Source organism: Pseudomonas sp. Marseille-Q1929 (assembly GCF_017316265.1).
Lineage (GTDB): Bacteria > Pseudomonadota > Gammaproteobacteria > Pseudomonadales > Pseudomonadaceae > Aquipseudomonas.
Map to the genome: position 1 here is coordinate 16,933 of NZ_JAFLWU010000040.1, position 14,853 is coordinate 31,785.

Annotated in this window: 12 protein-coding genes, 1 tRNA gene and 1 riboswitch; of the genes, 11 read left to right on the plus strand and 2 right to left on the minus strand. The window is 60.7% G+C overall.

Features of this window, described 5'->3' with window-relative positions; genetic code table 11:
• Window positions 1–170: 170 nt before the first annotated feature.
• The 6 genes from aruF to astE all read left to right on the plus strand — a co-directional run bounded on the left by aruF (window position 171) and on the right by astE (window position 6,593).
• Window positions 171–1,190 (plus strand): arginine/ornithine succinyltransferase subunit alpha, encoded by a 1,020-nt coding sequence (gene aruF, locus J1G37_RS26685; RefSeq protein WP_124528191.1) that lies wholly within the window; start codon window positions 171–173, stop codon window positions 1,188–1,190.
• 51 nt (window positions 1,191–1,241) lie between these two features.
• Window positions 1,242–2,267, plus strand: coding sequence for an arginine N-succinyltransferase (astA, locus tag J1G37_RS26690; RefSeq protein ID WP_124528192.1), 1,026 nt, complete (start codon window positions 1,242–1,244; stop codon window positions 2,265–2,267).
• Window positions 2,264–3,733 carry a succinylglutamate-semialdehyde dehydrogenase gene (astD, locus tag J1G37_RS26695; RefSeq protein WP_207046573.1) on the plus strand — a complete coding sequence of 490 codons (1,470 nt, stop codon included), beginning with the start codon at window positions 2,264–2,266 and terminating at the stop codon, window positions 3,731–3,733. Before astA ends, astD begins: the two co-directional genes overlap by 4 nt.
• Window positions 3,734–3,907: 174 nt before the next feature.
• On the plus strand, window positions 3,908–5,254 hold the full coding sequence (gene astB, locus J1G37_RS26700; protein WP_207046550.1) for an N-succinylarginine dihydrolase: 1,347 nt from the start codon (window positions 3,908–3,910) through the stop codon (window positions 5,252–5,254).
• 25 nt (window positions 5,255–5,279) lie between these two features.
• Window positions 5,280–5,570: a hypothetical protein gene (locus J1G37_RS26705; protein ID WP_003214319.1), complete on the plus strand. Its 291-nt coding sequence runs from the start codon at window positions 5,280–5,282 to the stop codon at window positions 5,568–5,570.
• 12 nt (window positions 5,571–5,582) lie between these two features.
• A complete protein-coding gene (gene astE, locus J1G37_RS26710; RefSeq protein ID WP_207046552.1) occupies window positions 5,583–6,593 on the plus strand; it encodes a succinylglutamate desuccinylase in 1,011 nt (336 codons plus the stop codon).
• On the opposite strand, the gene J1G37_RS26715 is transcribed toward astE, so the two are convergent.
• Both J1G37_RS26715 and J1G37_RS26720 read right to left on the minus strand, forming a co-directional pair.
• Entirely contained in the window at window positions 6,586–8,082 is a 1,497-nt protein-coding gene (locus J1G37_RS26715) for a M91 family zinc metallopeptidase (RefSeq protein ID WP_207046553.1), read from the minus strand. The genes astE and J1G37_RS26715 overlap by 8 nt on opposite strands.
• A 131-nt stretch (window positions 8,083–8,213) precedes the next feature.
• Window positions 8,214–8,723 (minus strand): 6,7-dimethyl-8-ribityllumazine synthase, encoded by a 510-nt coding sequence (locus J1G37_RS26720; RefSeq protein ID WP_207046555.1) that lies wholly within the window; start codon window positions 8,721–8,723, stop codon window positions 8,214–8,216.
• A gap of 88 nt (window positions 8,724–8,811) precedes the next feature.
• A riboswitch (FMN riboswitch) is annotated at window positions 8,812–8,981 on the minus strand.
• A gap of 190 nt (window positions 8,982–9,171) precedes the next feature.
• Between J1G37_RS26720 and ltaE the strand changes: the two genes are divergently transcribed.
• The 5 genes from ltaE to J1G37_RS26745 all read left to right on the plus strand — a co-directional run bounded on the left by ltaE (window position 9,172) and on the right by J1G37_RS26745 (window position 14,800).
• Complete coding sequence (gene ltaE / locus J1G37_RS26725) at window positions 9,172–10,176, plus strand: low-specificity L-threonine aldolase (RefSeq protein ID WP_207046557.1); 1,005 nt, start codon at window positions 9,172–9,174, stop codon at window positions 10,174–10,176.
• Between the two features lie 146 nt (window positions 10,177–10,322).
• Entirely contained in the window at window positions 10,323–12,941 is a 2,619-nt protein-coding gene (gene alaS, locus J1G37_RS26730; protein WP_207046560.1) for an alanine--tRNA ligase, read from the plus strand.
• A gap of 97 nt (window positions 12,942–13,038) precedes the next feature.
• On the plus strand, window positions 13,039–14,280 hold the full coding sequence (locus J1G37_RS26735; protein WP_017738212.1) for an aspartate kinase: 1,242 nt from the start codon (window positions 13,039–13,041) through the stop codon (window positions 14,278–14,280).
• Window positions 14,281–14,458: 178 nt separating this feature from the next.
• A complete protein-coding gene (gene csrA / locus J1G37_RS26740) occupies window positions 14,459–14,647 on the plus strand; it encodes a carbon storage regulator CsrA (RefSeq protein ID WP_003175645.1) in 189 nt (62 codons plus the stop codon).
• A gap of 62 nt (window positions 14,648–14,709) precedes the next feature.
• Window positions 14,710–14,800: transfer RNA gene (locus J1G37_RS26745), tRNA-Ser, on the plus strand.
• Window positions 14,801–14,853 lie beyond the last annotated feature (53 nt).

Sequence of the window (14,853 nt, forward strand, 5' to 3'; positions counted from 1 at the left end):
TCAAGTGTGGGAGCGGGCTTGCCCGCGATAGCGGTGGATCAGTCACCTGATTCATCAACTGACAGACTGCTATCGCGGGCAAGCCCGCTCCCACATTGGATTTATGTGAATCCAGATTCCGTGCCCGGCATTTTTTTCCCTATGAGTTTTTCGAGTTAAGGAGTGACACCATGCTGGTGATGCGCCCCGCGCAAATGGCTGATCTGGGCGAGGTACAGCGTCTGGCTGCGGACAGCCCGATTGGTGTCACCTCCTTGCCGGATGATGTCGAGCGCCTCAGCGACAAGATCGCCGCCAGCGAAGCGTCCTTCGCGGCCGAGGTGAGTTTCAACGGTGAAGAAAGCTATTTCTTCGTGCTTGAAGACACCGAGACCGGCAAGCTTGCCGGTTGCTCGGCCATTGTCGCGTCGGCCGGCTATTCGGAACCCTTCTACAGTTTTCGTAACGAGACCTTCGTGCACGCGTCCCGCGAGCTGAAGATCCACAACAAGATCCACGTGCTTTCCCAGTGCCACGACCTCACCGGCAACAGCCTGCTCACCAGCTTCTACGTGGTGCCCGAGCTGGTCGGTTCGCCGTGGTCGGAACTCAATTCCCGTGGCCGCCTGCTGTTCGTCGCCAGCCACCCCGAGCGCTTTGCCGACTCGGTGGTGACCGAGATCGTCGGCTACAGCGACGAGAACGGTGACTCACCGTTCTGGGACGCCATCGGTCGCAACTTCTTCGACCTCAACTACGCCGCCGCCGAGCGTCTGTGCGGGCTGAAAAGCCGTACCTTCCTCGCCGAGCTGATGCCGCACTACCCGATCTACGTGCCGCTGCTGCCCGACGAAGCCCAAGAGGCGATGGGCCAGGTGCATCCGCGTGCGCAGATCACCTTCGACATCCTGATGCGCGAAGGCTTCGAGACCGACCATTACATCGACATCTTCGACGGTGGCCCGACGCTGCATGCACGGGTTTCGGGCATTCGCTCGATTGCCCAGAGCCGCGTGGTACCGGTGAAGATCGGCGAGATGGCCAAGGGTGTCGGCCGCCAGTACCTGGTGAGCAATGCGTCGTTGCAGGATTACCGCGCGGTGCTGCTGGAGCTGGACTACGCGCCGGGTAAACCAGTGACCCTGGACCTGGCGGCGGCGGAAGCGCTGGGTGTCGGCGAAGGCGCCAGCGTGCGTTTGGTTGCGGTTTAAACACAGAGTTTCGCGGGTGGCTGGCAACGGCGGCCCGTCTGAGGAGATAGCATGATCGTTCGTCCCGTACGCAGCAGCGATTTACCTGCCCTGATTGATCTGGCGCGCAGCACCGGCACCGGCCTCACCACCTTGCCGGCCAACGAAGAGCGCCTGACCCACCGGGTTGGCTGGGCCGAGAAAACCTTTCGCGGCGAAGCCGGGCGCGGCGATGCCGACTACCTGTTCGTGCTGGAAAACGACGAAGGCCGCGTGGTGGGGATTTCCGCCATCGCTGGCGCCGTCGGCCTGCGCGAGCCGTGGTACAACTTCCGGGTCGGCCTGACGGTCAGCGCCTCCCAGGAGCTGAATATCTACCGCGAAATCCCCACGCTGTTTTTGGCCAACGACCTCACCGGCAATTCCGAGCTGTGCTCGTTGTTCCTGCACGCCGATTACCGCACCGGCCTCAACGGTCGCATGCTGGCCAAGGCGCGCATGCTGTTTATCGCCGAGTTCCCGCAGCTGTTCGGCAACAAGATCATCGCCGAGATGCGCGGTGTGTCCAACGACGCCGGGCGTTCGCCGTTCTGGGAAAGCCTGGGCCGTCATTTCTTCAAGATGGAATTCAGCCAGGCGGATTACCTCACCGGTGTGGGCAACAAGGCGTTTATCGCCGAGCTGATGCCGAAGTTTCCGCTGTACAGCTGCTTCCTGTCCGAGGATGCGCGCAACGTGATCGGCAAGGTCCACCCGGACACCGAGCCGGCGCTGAGCATGCTCAAGAGCGAAGGCTTCAGCTACCAGGGCTACGTCGATATCTTCGATGCGGGCCCGGCGGTGGAGTGTGAGACCAGCAAGATTCGTGCGGTGCGCGACAGCCAATCGCTGGTGCTGGCCATCGGCACGCCGGGGGACGACGCCACGCCGTTCCTGATCCATAACCGCAAGCGCGAGGAGTGCCGTATCACGGCCGCTCCAGCCCGTCTGGCGGCAGGCACGCTGGTGGTCGATCCACAGACCGCCAAGCGCCTGCAACTGGTGGTGGGTGATCAAGTGCGTGCTGTTCCGTTGTCTGCTGCTCGGGAGTCGAAATAATGAATTCGCTGTATATCGCAGGTAGCTGGCTGGCGGGCCAGGGTGAGTTGTTTGAATCGCGCAACCCGGTGACCCAGAAGGTGCTGTGGGCCGGTAATGGCGCCACCGCAGAACAGGTTGAGTCCGCTGTGCAGGCTGCACGCCAGGCGTTTCCGGCCTGGGCCAAGCGTTCGCTGGAAGAGCGCATCGGTGTGTTGGAAACCTTCGCCGCCACTCTGAAACAGCGCGCCGATGAAATCGCCCGCTGCATCGGTGAGGAAACCGGCAAACCGCTGTGGGAATCGGCCACGGAAGTCACCAGCATGGCCAACAAGATCGCCATCTCGGTGCAAAGCTACCGCGAGCGTACCGGCGAGAAGAGCGGCCCCTTGGGCGACGCCACCGCCGTGCTGCGCCACAAGCCCCACGGCGTGGTGGCGGTGTTTGGCCCGTACAACTTCCCCGGTCATCTGCCCAACGGGCATATCGTCCCGGCGCTGCTGGCGGGCAATACCGTGCTGTTCAAACCGAGCGAGCTGACGCCGAAAGTCGCCGAGTTGACCGTGCAATGCTGGATCGAAGCCGGTTTGCCGGCGGGCGTGTTGAACCTGCTGCAAGGCGCGCGGGAAACCGGTATTGCGCTGGCGGCGAACCCTGGGATCGACGGGTTGTTCTTCACCGGTTCCAGCCGCACTGGCAATCATCTGCACCAGCAATTCTCCGGGCGCCCGGACAAGATCCTCGCGCTGGAAATGGGCGGCAACAACCCGCTGGTGGTGGATGAAGTGGCCGATGTGGATGCGGCGGTCTACACCATTATCCAGTCGGCGTTTATCTCCGCTGGCCAGCGTTGCACTTGTGCCCGTCGCCTGCTGGTGCCGGAAGGCGCCTGGGGCGATGCGTTGCTGGCGCGCCTGGTGGCGGTCAGCGCGACCATCGAAGTGGGCGCATTTGATCAGCAGCCAGCGCCGTTCATGGGCTCGGTGATTTCCCTCGCGGCCGCCAAAGCCTTGATGGAGGCGCAGGAATTGATGCTCGCCAACGGCGCCGTGGCGCTGCTGGAAATGACCCAGCCGCAGGCTCAGGCCGCGCTGTTGACGCCAGGCATTATCGATGTGACCGGCGTCACTGAACGTGAAGACGAAGAACTGTTCGGCCCGTTGTTGCAGGTGATTCGCTACGCTGATTTTGCAGACGCGATTGCCGAGGCCAACAACACCCAGTACGGGCTGGCAGCAGGTTTGTTGTCGGACTCCGAAGCGCGTTACCAGCAATTCTGGCTGGAAAGCCGTGCGGGGATCGTCAACTGGAACAAACAACTGACCGGCGCGGCGAGTACTGCGCCGTTTGGTGGGGTAGGGGCCTCGGGCAACCATCGCGCCAGTGCGTATTACGCGGCGGATTATTGTGCGTATCCGGTGGCGTCGCTGGAAACGCCAAGCTTGGTAGTGCCCGCCACGCTGACCCCAGGTATTACGCTGAACTAAAGGTGGAAGCAGGCTTGTGTGGGAGCTGGCTTGCCTGCGATACAGGCAACTCGGTCTTTCAGGTACACCGAGGTGATGCCATCGCAGGCAAGCCAGCTCCCACAGTTGATCGGGTTTACAGATATAGACCTGCAATTAATGCCTATAAAAACAGATGTTCGTGGAGCCTCGCCGATGAAATCCTATGAAGTCAATTTTGACGGTCTAGTGGGGCCGACCCATAACTACGGCGGTTTGTCCTTTGGCAACGTCGCGTCCCAGAGCAACAGCCAGCAGCATTCCAACCCCAAGGAAGCGGCGTTGCAGGGCCTGCAAAAAATGAAAGCCCTGATGGACATGGGGTTTGTGCAAGGCGTGCTCGCACCGCAGGAGCGTCCCGACGTAGCCGCCTTGCGCCGCCTCGGTTTCAGCGGCAGCGACGCCCAAGTCATCCAGCAAGCCGCCAAGGATGCCATGCCATTGCTGGTTGCCAGTTGCTCGGCATCGAGCATGTGGGTGGCCAACGCCGCCACGGTCAGCCCAAGCGCCGACACTTTTGACGGCCGCGTGCATTTCACCGCCGCCAACCTGAACTGCAAGTACCACCGCAGCATCGAGCACCCGACCACCAGCCGCGTGCTGGGGGCGATGTTTGCCGATCAGAAGCACTTCGCCCACCACGCCGCGTTGCCGGCGGTGGCGCAGTTCGGTGACGAAGGCGCGGCCAACCACACGCGTTTTTGCCGCGAGTACGGTGACGCCGGCGTAGAGTTTTTTGTGTTCGGCCGCAGTGCGTTCGACAGCCGTTTCCCGGCGCCGCAAAAGTACCCGGCGCGCCAGACGCTTGAAGCGTCCCAAGCCGTCGCGCGCTTGCATGGCCTGAAGGATGAGGGCGTGGTCTACGCCCAGCAGAACCCGGCCGTGATCGATGCCGGTGTGTTCCACAACGACGTGATCGCCGTGGGCAACGGCGAAGTGCTGTTCTATCACGAGGACGCGTTCCTCAATACCGAACAGATGCTCGCAGAGCTGCAAGCCAAGTTGGGCAAGGTGGGCGGCAACTTCCAGTCCGTCTGCGTGCCCCGCGCCCTGGTCAGCGTCGAGGACGCGGTGCGTTCCTACCTGTTCAACAGCCAGTTGCTGACCCGCGCCGACGGCTCGATGCTGCTGATCGTGCCGGAAGAATGCCGCGCCAATGAACGCGTGTGGCATTACCTGCAAGGCCTGACCGCCTCCGGTGGGCTGATCCGCGAAGTGAAGGTGTTTGACCTCAAGCAAAGCATGCAGAACGGCGGTGGCCCGGCGTGCCTGCGTTTGCGCGTGGCGTTGAACGAAACGGAGCTGGCGGCGGTGAATCCAGGGGTTATCATGACCGCGCCGTTGTACGAAACACTGACCCAGTGGGTAGGCAAGCACTACCGCGACAGCCTGCGGGAAACCGATCTGGCTGACCCGCAGTTGTTGCTTGAATGCCGGACGGCACTGGATGAACTGACGCAAATCCTTAAACTGGGCTCGGTTTATCCTTTCCAGATCAATTAACGCCGCACGGCTGAGAGTTATATATATGACCACCGACACCCTGAAACTGATTCTTGAAGACACCGACGGCACCCAGCTGGAAACTTCCTGCACCCGCGTCGCCGTGGTGTGGCAGGGCAAGGAAATCTGGATCCAGCACGACGGCCGCGGCCAACTGCTGATCGGCGTGGACGTGGAAGAAGGCGATGCCGAATACGCCAACCTGCTGATGCGCCCATTGGCCACCAACCTGATGAGCCTGCAGCTGGAAATGGAACCTGCCGACGTTGAAGGTGACGACGACGATCACGTCCACGGCCCAGGCTGCAACCACTAAGGAAGTGTGCTTATGCTCGCCCTCGGCAAACTGCTTGAACTGACCCTCGCCGGTCGCGAACCGGCGCAAAAAATTCAACTGACTGTCGACGGCGTGCAGATGCGCTGGCTCAGCGAGGGCGCGCTGGAAGTGCGCCCGCCGCAGGGCAAGGACGATGGCGGCGACCTGCTGCTGTCGTCTGGCATCCATGGCAACGAAACGGCGCCGATCGAACTGCTCGACCGCCTGGTGCATGGCATCGCCCGTGGGGAGATCAAGCCCCGCAACCGTATTCTGTTCCTGTTCGGCAACCCCGAGGCCATGCGTCGCGGCGAGCGTTACCTGGAACTGGACGTCAACCGGCTGTTCAACGGCCGTCATGAACAAAACATCGGCCCGGAGGCGATGCGCGCCGCCGAGCTTGAGCAACTGGCCCGCAGCTTTTTCAGCCTGCCCGACCGCTCGCGCCTGCATTACGACCTGCACACCGCCATTCGCGGTTCGAAGATCGAGCAGTTTGCCCTGTACCCGTGGAAGGCTGGGCGCCAGCATTCGCGCCGCGAACTGGAGCGCCTGCGCGCGGCCGGCATGGAAGCGGTGCTGTTGCAGAACAAGACCTCCATTACCTTCACCGCGTTTACCTACGAACAGCTCGACGCCGAGGCTTTCACCCTGGAGCTGGGCAAGGCGCGACCGTTCGGGCAGAACCAGGGCGTGGATGTTTCGCGCCTGGAGACGCGCCTCAAGCAGATCATTGAAGGCACCGAACCGGCCGTCGATAGCCTTGACGGCCTGCAACTGTTTGCGGTGTCCCGCGAGGTGATCAAGCACAGTGACGCCTTCCTGCTGCACCTGCCGGCGGACGTGGAAAACTTCTCGCCGTTGGCCAAGGGCTTTTTGCTGGCAGAAGACGTGGCCAAGACGCGTTGGGTGATCGAAGAGGAGGGCGCGCGCATCATCTTCCCCAACCCGAAGGTCAAGAATGGCCTGCGGGCGGGGATCCTGATCGTGCCGATCTCGCAAGAGGCTGCTGCACTCAAATAACATGCCTTGCGTATTGTTTACGCAACGGTAAGCCCAGTTCTTCACGAATACCGTTTTCGGTGAATTGCGGTGGGTTGGTGTTGGTCGGCGGCGTCTGCGGGTCGTTATCAAAATCAAAGGGTGGCGCGTTGGTGGGCAGGCCCACCGCTTGCAATTCGAGATTGGCGATCGGCCTGCGGGGTTTGTTGCCGTCTTCACCATCCTCGCTTTCGCCCGGCAGCGAGCTGCCTGTTACAGCGTTGTAGGCGTGGCAAAGTTCGTGGTACAGCAATGGGATATTAGTCGTGTGGTTGCTGAGATAGGTGGTGTTGTAGTACACCGCACCGCCGTAGGTGGCGGTTCCAGGCTGATTGTCTCGAATAAAAGACGCCGGGTTTGAATGGTTGCGCGGCACAAACATGCCGTTGGCTTCATCTTGCAGCTCATAGATGTTGATCGGGGTGCCGCTGTGTCGTTCGGCCGCATGCAGTGCCTCAAACATTTTTTGCCCCTTGGGCGAGCTGGCCAATAACTGCAGATCGTCATTGACGCGTTGCTGGAACTGCGCGCTGCCGATCACCCGGATGCCGCTGTACTCCAGTGGCCTGGCGGTAATATCGATCACACGTGCTTGAGGGTGAGGGCAGGTTGCCGTGTCATCCAAGGGTGTCAGCCCGTGTGCGATGATTTGGCCAGCGGCTGAGAGACCGCTGTTGAGGTTTGCAAAAACGCGGTCCTCGGGTTTGAGCTGCGTGACCACATCCAACCCTTCGCTGGTGTACAGCGCGTTTGTGCCGGTGCCTGCTTGAAGAGTGTCGTTGCCCGGGCCGCCCACCAAAATGTTGTGGGCGCTGCCGCCGACCAGATAATCGTCGTCCTCCCCGCCATGGACAAACGCTTGGCCCGCATGGGCAATGACTTTGTCGTTACCAGGGCCCGCATAGACCGTCATATTGCCGTCGTCGAGGGCGATGACTTGGTCGTTGCCATCGCCGGCTTCGATGTAGCTGGTGCCTCGTCGGGTCAGGATCGTGTCGTTGCCTGGGCCTGCAAAAACTCGTGAGTAGCCGCCTCCGGCCCAGATGTGGTCGTCACCTGGGCCAGCGTTGATCAGGATGGGGCGGGTTACTTCGTCGCTGACATGAATCAGGTCGTTGCCACCCTGTGTATTGAACACTACGAATTGATTGAGCCCAACCAGGGTGACAATGAAGCGTTCAGTGTTGATCACGACGCTGAGACGGTCGGGTTCGAGGAGGCTCTCGACGAGGACTCGGTCAGCTTGATCGGTGGTGCTGAAGACGATGTAGTCGTGAAGATCATCCGCCAGTTCGCGTTCGACGGTGACCAGGGCGCTTTCATGCAGCGTAATGAATGCCACTGACTTAAGTGTTTCCGGGCCTCTGTGGAGGTCGCGGGTACGATCGACGGGGTGGCTGGCTCGACCGTCAATCATCCATTCGTTGTCGGGGCTGCGAAGTGCGGTAATGGGAGGGCGATTGTCTGGCATGTTGACTCCGTAAATGATGAGAGCGCTCATGAGGTGAGCGGCAACACCATTACATCGTCGGTACAGTATTCGGGGGGCTTAATTAGTTAGTGTGCCCAGTCGCAGCTCTATGCAACTGGGCAGCCACGGCATCAGCTGACGCGTTTGTGCAGCTCGCCTTGATAGATCGCACGCACCTTGTGCAGGGTGTCGGCGCAGGTCTTGGCGGCTTCCTGGCCCTTGTGCACAAAGTGATCGTGGAAGAATGCGTGGTGCTCGCTGCCCGCATGGAAGTGATGCGGCGTCAGCGACACCGAGAACACCGGCACTTCGGTTTCCAGCTGCACCTGCATCAGGCCGCTGACCACCGATTGCGCCACGAACTCGTGGCGGTAGATGCCGCCGTCCACCACCAGCGCGGCGGCAACGATACCGGCGTAGCGGCCGGTCTTGGCCAGCAGCTTGGCGTGCAGGGGCATTTCAAAGGCGCCGCCGACTTCGAAGAAATCGATGTCCGATTCCTGGTAGCCCTGGGCGATCATTTCGGCGAGGAAGCCTTTGCGCGATTGGTCGACAATATCCTTGTGCCAGCAGGCCTGGATAAACGCGACGCGCTCGCCGTGGTGGTTTTTGCTTTTGCTGTCGATTGCGGTGGGTTGCATGTTCTGACTCCTGTTTAAGAAAAAAACAGGGCGATATGAATCGAATGGGATTTAAGGGTACGCAAGACGAGCGGCCCTTAGGTGCCAATCCCGTTCTCTCTTCATCCGGACTATGACCGTCGGCCCCGGGATCACACCGGGTCTGCTGACCTTGGCGCCGTCCTGCGTGAGCAGTTCGAGGCGCCAAGCGCTCGCGGGCTATACACATTGCGTGTAATTACCGCCGGTGGGGAATTGCACCCCGCCCTGAGAACGTTGCCACCAGAACCCTGGCGGCGGAGAGTTTTTATCATGGTTTTTCAAAAACTGCACGGCTGCCGTATCGATAGGCTATATCGGTTTGTTTGGTTGGTATTCGATTGAATATGCCCAGGGCTTGATATTCCGTGGTGTTGCCCGCAGTAATGACCTTCAAAAGGACTTATCCAATCCCTAAGAGGCCTGTTTCATGTCTGTGATCGACCTGCGCAGCGACACCGTGACCCAACCCACCGCCGGCATGCGGGATGCCATGGCCAACGCCGCCAGCGGCGACGATGTGTATGGCGAAGACCCCAGCGTCAACCATCTGGAAGCCGAAATGGCCAAGCGCCTGGGCTTCGCCGCCGCGTTGTTCGTGCCCACTGGCACCATGAGCAACCTGCTGGCGTTGATGGCGCACTGTGAGCGCGGCGAGGAATACATCGTCGGTCAGCAAGCCCATACCTACAAATACGAAGGCGGTGGCGCGGCGGTGCTCGGTTCGATCCAGCCGCAGCCGCTGGAGGTGCAGGCGGACGGCTCCCTGGACCTGGACCAGGTGCTGGAGGCGATCAAGCCCGACGACTTCCACTTTGCCCGCACGCGCCTGCTGGCGTTGGAAAACACCATGCAAGGCAAGGTGCTGCCCCTGGAGTACCTGGCCAGGGCGCGGGCGCTTACCCGTGAACATGGCCTGGCGCTGCACTTGGACGGCGCGCGGATCTACAACGCGGCGGTCAAGCTGGGGGTGGATGCGCGAGAGATCGCCGGGTATTTCGATTCGGTCTCGGTGTGTTTGTCCAAAGGCCTGGGGGCGCCGATTGGCTCGGTGCTGTGTGGCTCTGCGGCGTTGATCGCCAAGGCGCGGCGTTTGCGCAAGATGGTCGGCGGCGGCATGCGCCAGGCCGGCTCGCTGGCGGCGGCGGGGCTGTACGCGCTGGATCACCAGGTGCAGCGCCTGGCCGACGACCATGCCAACGCGCAATGGCTGGGGGATGAGCTGCGCAAAGCCGGCTACACGGTGGAGCCGGTGCAGACCAACATGGTCTACGTGCAGATCGGCGACCAGGCCCAGGCGCTCAAGGCGTTTGCCGCCGAGCGCGGGATCAAGTTGAGCGCCGCACCGCGCCTGCGCATGGTCACCCATTTGGATGTGAGCCGCGCGCAGATCGAACAGGTGCTGGCGACATTCGTCGAATTTTCGCGCAAATGAGCCTGCACACCGTCTAATTGAACGTTTCAATCGTATAAACACGCTGTACCACCGGCAAAGGGCCGATATAATGCGGCCCTTTGCCGTCGCTCCGTCTGATGATGTTGCGCACTGGCCTTTGGCCGCAGCCTCCGTGGAAGAACCTAATGAAAAGCGCAGAAATCCGTGAAGCCTTCCTTCGCTTCTTCGAAGAGCAAGGCCACACCCGTGTAGCCTCCAGCTCCTTGATCCCAGGCAATGACCCAACCCTGCTGTTCACCAACGCGGGGATGAACCAGTTCAAGGACTGCTTCCTGGGCCAGGAAAAGCGCGCCTATACCCGCGCCACCAGCAGCCAGAAGTGCGTACGCGCCGGCGGCAAGAACAGTGACCTGGAAAACGTCGGTTACACCGCGCGTCACCACACGTTCTTCGAAATGCTGGGCAACTTCAGCTTTGGCGACTATTTCAAGAAAGATGCGATCACCTTCGCCTGGACCTTCCTGACTGGCGTGCTGAAGCTGCCGAAGGAAAAACTCTGGGTCACCGTGTATGCCACGGACGACGAAGCGTATGACATCTGGACCCAACACATCGGCGTGCCTGAAGAGCGCATGATCCGTATCGGCGACAACAAAGGCGCGCCGTACGCTTCCGACAACTTCTGGACCATGGGCGATACCGGCCCGTGCGGCCCTTGCACCGAGATCTTCTACGACCACGGCGCCGACATCTGGGGTGGCCCGCCGGGCTCGCCGGAAGAAGACGGCGACCGTTACATCGAGATCTGGAACAACGTGTTCATGCAGTTCAACCGCACCGCCGATGGCGTGTTGCATCCGCTGCCAGCGCCGTCGGTAGACACCGGCATGGGCCTGGAGCGGATCAGTGCGGTGATGCAGCACGTGCACTCCAACTATGAAATCGACCTGTTCACCAACCTGCTGAGCGCCTCGGCGGCGGCCATTGGCTGCGCCAACGAAAGCCAGTCTTCGCTCAAGGTGGTGTCGGACCACATCCGTTCCTGCGGTTTCCTGATCGCCGATGGCGTGCTGCCGTCGAACGAAGGCCGTGGTTATGTGCTGCGCCGCATCATCCGTCGCGCCTGCCGCCACGGGAACAAGCTGGGCGCCACCGGCAGCTTCTTCTACAAGATCGTTGCGGCACTGGTTGCCGAGATGGGCGAAGCCTTCCCGGAACTCAAGCAGCAGCAAGGCAACATCGAGCGCGTGCTCAAGGCCGAAGAAGAGCAGTTCTCCAAGACCCTGGACCACGGCCTGAAAATCCTCGAGCAGGACCTGGCTGGCCTCAAGGGCACCGTGGTGCCGGGCGACGTGGTGTTCAAGTTGTACGACACCTACGGCTTCCCGATGGACCTGACTGCCGACATCGCCCGTGAGCGCGAGCTGACCATCGACGAAGCCGGTTTTGAGCGTGAGATGGAAGCCCAGCGTGTGCGCGCGCGTTCCGCCAGCTCCTTTGGCCTGGACTACAACACCCTGGTCAAGGTTGATGTGCCGACCGAGTTCACTGGCTACAGCGCCACCGTGGGTTCGGCCAAGATCGTTGCCATTTATAAAGACGGCAAGTCGGTCGACGTGCTGAACGAAGGCGAAGAGGCCGTCGTGGTTCTGGACCAGACGCCGTTCTATGCCGAATCCGGTGGCCAGGTCGGTGACTGTGGTTTCCTGAGTTCGACGTCCGGTCGTTTTGACGTGCGCGACACTACCAAGACCGGCGGTGCGTTCCTGCATCACGGTGTGATGGTGCTGGGCAACCTGACGATCGGTGCGCCGGTCGATACCCAGGTCGATGCCGATGTACGCCACGCCACTGCACTGAATCACTCGGCCACGCACTTGCTGCACGCGGCATTGCGCCAGGTCCTGGGCGATCACGTCCAGCAGAAAGGCTCGTTGGTGGACAGCCAGCGCCTGCGTTTCGACTTCAGTCACTTTGAAGCGATCAAGCCTGAGCAGATCAAAGCGCTGGAAGACATCGTCAACGCCGAGATCCGCAAGAACACCCCGGTGCAAACCGAAGAAACCGATATCGAGACCGCCAAGGCCAAGGGCGCCATGGCGCTGTTCGGCGAGAAGTACGGCGACAGCGTGCGCGTACTGAGCATGGGCGGCGATTTCTCGGTGGAGCTGTGTGGCGGTATCCACGCCAACCGTACCGGTGACATTGCCCTGATGAAAATCATCAGTGAAGGCGGTGTGGCTTCCGGTGTGCGCCGTATTGAGGCAGTGACTGGCGCTGCGGCCCTGGCCTACCTCAATGCCGCCGAAGAACAACTCAAGGAAGCGGCCAGCCTGGTCAAGGGCAGCCGCGACAACCTGATCGACAAACTGTCCGCCGTGCTGGAGCGCAATCGCGCCCTGGAGAAACAGCTGGAGCAGTTGCAAGCCAAGGCAGCCAGCGCAGCGGGCGACGATCTGTCGGCCACGGCGCTGGACGTCAAGGGTGTGAAAGTCCTGGCGACACGCCTGGACGGTCAGGACGGCAAGGCGCTGTTGGCCTTGGTCGATCAGTTGAAGAACAAGCTCGGCCGCGCAGTGATCCTGCTCGGCGGTGTCCATGAGGATAAGGTCGTTCTGGTTGCCGGTGTAACCAAGGACCTGACTGGCCAACTCAAGGCCGGTGATTTGATGAAGCAAGCCGCTGCGGCAGTGGGCGGGAAGGGCGGTGGTCGTCCAGACATGGCACAAGGCGGTGGTGTAGACGCCGGTGCCCTGGACGCGGCCCTGGCCCTGACCGTGCCGTTTGTCGAGGCGGGTATTTAAGGCACTGGTGGCGGGCCCATGGTCTAGTCATGGGCGCGCGCAGGTGCTGGAAGATTGGTTTATTGGGCGCCCCTTTACGGGCTGAGGCGGCTTAGAAATGGCTTTGATCGTACAGAAATTTGGAGGCACCTCGGTCGGCTCCGTCGAACGAATCGAGCAGGTGGCCGACAAGGTTAAGAAATTCCGTGATGCCGGCGACGACCTGGTGGTGGTGCTGTCGGCCATGAGCGGCGAGACCAATCGCCTGATCGACCTGGCCAAGGCTATCAGTGGTGATCAACCGCCGCTGCCGCGTGAGCTGGATGTGATCGTGTCCACCGGTGAGCAGGTGACCATCGCCTTGCTGGCCATGGCGCTGAACAAACGCGGTGTGCCCGCGGTGTCCTACACTGGCAGCCAGGTACGCATCCTTACGGACAGCGCACATACCAAGGCGCGCATCCTGCAGATCGACGATCAGAAAATTCGTACTGATCTGAAAGCAGGGCGCGTGGTAGTTGTAGCGGGCTTCCAGGGTGTGGACGAGCACGGCAACATCACCACCCTCGGGCGTGGCGGTTCGGACACCACCGGCGTGGCGCTGGCAGCGGCTCTCAAGGCCGATGAATGCCAGATCTACACGGATGTGGACGGCGTCTATACCACTGACCCGCGTGTGGTGTCCGTGGCGCAGCGCCTGGACAAGATCACCTTTGAAGAGATGCTGGAAATGGCCAGCCTCGGTTCCAAGGTGTTGCAGATCCGCGCGGTGGAGTTCGCCGGCAAGTACAACGTTCCGCTGCGCGTATTGCACAGCTTCAAAGAGGGTCCGGGCACCCTCATTACTATTGATGAAGAGGAATCCATGGAACAGCCGATCATTTCCGGTATCGCTTTCAACCGTGATGAAGCCAAGCTGACTATCCGTGGCGTGCCAGACACCCCGGGCGTGGCTTTCAAGATTCTCGGCCCGATCAGCGACGCGAATGTTGAAGTCGACATGATCGTGCAGAACGTTTCCCACGATAACACCACCGATTTCACCTTCACTGTGCACCGCAACGAGTACGATGCGGCGCTGAAGATCCTGGAGAACACCGCCCGCGAGATTGGCGCCCGTGAAGTGGTTGGCGATACCAAGATCGCCAAGGTGTCCATCGTGGGTGTGGGCATGCGTTCCCATGCCGGCGTTGCCAGCCGCATGTTTGGTGCGCTGGCCAAGGAGAGCATCAACATCCAGATGATCTCTACGTCGGAGATCAAGGTCTCGGTGGTGATCGAAGAGAAGTACCTGGAGTTGGCTGTACGCGCGCTGCATACCGCGTTCGAGCTGGACGCTCCGGCCCGACAGGGCGAGTGATGTAGTAATGCCAGGAAGGCGCGGTTTACCGCGCCTTTCCTTTTTTTGTAGGGCGCATGTTCTTTTGCGTGGGCTCGACAATACTTAGGCGGGTAGGGCTATGGCCATTGGGTTGTAGGTCGAACGCCTTTTTTTTGCAGACTGTTGTTCCTGAACTGAAATGCGTGAGGAGAAAGGTATGCTGATTCTGACTCGTCGTTGCGCAGAAAGCCTGATTATCGGTGATGGCGAAATCACCGTGACCGTGCTCGGCGTCAAAGGCAATCAAGTGCGTATTGGGGTTAACGCTCCGAAAGAGGTAGCGGTCCACCGCGAGGAAATCTACCTGCGGATCAAGAAAGAGAAGGACGAAGAACCAAGCCTTTAATTTTTATCGTTTTTTATGTTTGCAAACGGGGAAGAACGTGGTTAATATACGCCCCGTGTTGCGGAGAGCTGGCCGAGTGGCCGAAGGCGCTCCCCTGCTAAGGGAGTACACCTCAAAAGGGTGTCGGGGGTTCGAATCCCCCGTTCTCCGCCATTATTTGCTTAGTACGTTGCAATCTGGTTTTTTCGTAAGTTGTTGAAAGTAAA